The organism is Salinivibrio sp. MA427, from assembly GCF_001996115.1.
Lineage (GTDB): Bacteria > Pseudomonadota > Gammaproteobacteria > Enterobacterales > Vibrionaceae > Salinivibrio > Salinivibrio costicola.
In genome coordinates this window covers 1-2,984 of the sequence record NZ_MUFH01000291.1, presented here as the reverse complement: position 1 = coordinate 2,984, position 2,984 = coordinate 1, and the positions used below count along the sequence as shown (strand labels likewise).

General features: G+C 50.1%; 3 protein-coding genes. All 3 read right to left on the bottom strand.

The window, feature by feature from the left end:
* The coding region (gene ruvB, locus BZG79_RS13445; protein ID WP_077774652.1) for a Holliday junction branch migration DNA helicase RuvB at positions 1 to 664 on the bottom strand (664 nt) is incomplete at its 3' end.
* 3 nt (positions 665 to 667) lie between these two features.
* A complete protein-coding gene (gene ruvA, locus BZG79_RS13440; RefSeq protein ID WP_021024357.1) occupies positions 668 to 1,297 on the bottom strand; it encodes a Holliday junction branch migration protein RuvA in 630 nt (209 codons plus the stop codon).
* A gap of 1,000 nt (positions 1,298 to 2,297) precedes the next feature.
* Positions 2,298 to 2,984 (bottom strand): hypothetical protein (locus BZG79_RS13430; protein ID WP_077774650.1); only part of this gene is annotated, 687 nt, incomplete at its 5' end.

The following is a 2,984-nucleotide window of genomic DNA, read 5'->3' as shown; positions in this document are numbered from 1 at the left end:
GTGTACCACGTGAACGACGCGCGACTTCCTCGGCCCCTTCGTCTTCCATCGACAACGCCAAGCAATGCGCACTGCGTTTTACAATCCCGGTTAAATCACGCACGTTGTAGTATTCCAAACGCTGGGTAATACCAAAACGGTCACGCAGGGGGGATGTCAGTGAGCCCGCACGGGTGGTGGCGCCAATCAGGGTAAACGGTGGCAAATCGATTTTAATCGAGCGGGCGGCTGGCCCTTCACCAATCATAATATCCAGTTGGTAATCTTCCATGGCGGGATACAAGACTTCTTCCACCACTGGGCTTAGGCGATGAATTTCATCGATAAACAGCACATCATGGGGTTCTAGATTGGTGAGCAAGGCGGCAAGATCACCGGCTTTTTCTAGCACGGGGCCTGAGGTGGTGCGAATACTCACGTCCATTTCGTTGGCAACAATATTGGCCAGAGTGGTTTTACCGAGGCCGGGCGGGCCAAAAATCAGCAGGTGATCCAGGGCTTCTTGGCGTTTGCGTGCGGCATGGATAAAAATTTCCATTTGCCCACGTACGTGGTCTTGGCCTTGGTAGTCATCTAGTAACTTGGGGCGTATCGCGCGGTCAATCACTTCATCTTCGCGATCGGGCGTGGTTTGCGCCGAAATTAAACGATCAGCTTCTATCATGGGTTACACCATCGAGCGCAGCGCGTGACGAATGACGTCTTCACTGCTCATGTCATCGGTTGCAATTTGTTTTACCACTTTCTCTGCTTGTGCCGCTTTATAGCCCAAGGCGACCAGGGCACTCACCGCTTCGTCTGCCGCGGTTGAGACCGTGGTCGGAGCTGGACGAGTGGCCGCCCCCTCGCCAGTAGCCGCATCCGTATGCGGGGTAAAGAGATCGAATGCTTCCCAGTTTTTAAGCCGATCGCGCATTTCAATCACCAAGCGTTCCGCGGTTTTCTTCCCTACCCCGGGAATTTTCACCAAGGTCGATACATCGTTATGCTCAACACTGTCGACAAAATGATTGGCTGTCATTCCCGACAAAATCGCTAATCCGAGCTTAGGCCCCACGCCATTGGCTTTGATCACTTCCCGAAACAGCGCCCGCTCGCGTTTACCGCTGAAACCATAGAGTAATTGCGCGTCTTCACGGACCACAAAGTGGGTATACACAGTGGCCGTCTCACCTACGTCCGGCAGTTGATATAGACAGTTCATGGGCATGCTAACTTCGTAACCGACGCCGTTTACGTCAATTAAAATCTCCGGCGGCTGCTTTTCTATCAGGGTTCCGTGTAATCGGCCTATCACAATCGATTCTCTGTTTGTTACTTTCCCTCAAGGATAAAGAATAACTGGATGTATATCCAGTCGAATTGACGGAATACCGAATACGGAATACGGAATACGGAATACGGAATACGGAATACGGAATACGGAATACGGAAAGAGCATATCGTGCCAGCTCTGGTAGATAAAGTTCCTAGGTCCTAGGAACTGCTTTCTGCTCTCTTCTGTACTCCGTAAGCGAAGCGTTCTGTATTCAAAAATCCCGAATATCGCGTAGGTCGGCATAAGCGCCAGCATAATATCAATCATGCATACCCAAGCCGGCCGCGCGCCCGTTGCACGGCGCCATCGGACATCAAAGCCAAAGATTAACCTCGATGTTAAATTTGGCGCCGATCGTGACAGGCGCCCGTTGACAATGTGCTCTTATCCAACATTTTGCCGGGGCTTGTGTCACCGACGCCAATAGCACCATCGATGTATAAATTTTGTCATTGTATGCATTCCCACGCAGGAGCGTGGGAACGAGTAATCGTAGCCAATGGCACCACCGATATATAAACCAGGCGTAGGTCGGCATAAGCGCCTTCTCGATCGCGCAAGCTTGGTGTGATTTGCGCTGCGCGCCATCCGACATTGGTGGTAAATTTGGCACCGATCGTGACAGGCGCCCGTTGGCATAGCGCATCATTGTTTACATCTTACCGGGGCTTGTGTCACCTACGCCAATGGCACCATCGATGTATAAATTTTATCATTGTATGCATTCCCACGCAGGAGCGTGGGAACGAGTAATCGTAGCCAATGGCACCACCGATATAGAAACCAGGCGTAGGTCGGCATAAGCGCCTTCTCGATCGCGCAAGCTTGGTGTGATTTCCGCCGCGCGCCCGTTGCACGGCGCCATCGGACATCAAAGCCAAAGATTAACCCCGATGTTAAATTTGGCGCCGATCGTGACAGGCGCCCGTTGACAATGTGCTCTTATCCAACATTTTGCTGGGGCTTGTGTCACCTCTCCCTACTCAGATGAACTCGCTTTTTTACGCTTTTCCAAATCGGCAAAAAAGGTGTTTGGAAAAGGCGTCGGAGAAGATTCTCCTTTGCCATCAAAGAGAACCACAACGTCCGTCAAATCGCGTGGTGATTTCTTAACCCAGCCATTAGGGTCAGCACCTTTCTTTGGGGTGCAGTCAGTAACAATACCAAAGCAATTTTTAGTATAAAAAACTCTAACTCTTGGGCCATCGACAATGACTTGTATTGAACCATAGTCACGGTCGAGATTTTGGTAATAATTATCCATTGTTTTTATTTTGGCTTCGGCATTATCTGGAATGGGGGCAGATATGCGGTGATAGGAGATTAAACCGCTACTCGGCTCTGGGTTACCTTTTGCCCACTCACCTTCGATGTAAGCGGGGGCATCTATTTTTCCTCCGCCTGAGTGGGCCCCAGGATAACCACCGACAGAACCCATAGCGAAGTTTGCTCGGCCTCCTGATAGTGTTGTAATCGTCATTTTGGACACGATATGCCGACCGATAGTACTGCCATTGGTAAAGCCTGCCTCAACGGTGTAAGGTTCGGGCTTGCAACCTAAAACAGCCACTGACAAAAACAGTAGTAAAAATACTTTCCATTTAGTCACTGCCAAATGCATGATATATGAAATGGTGATTGTTAATAGAATGTACTTGATAAGTGC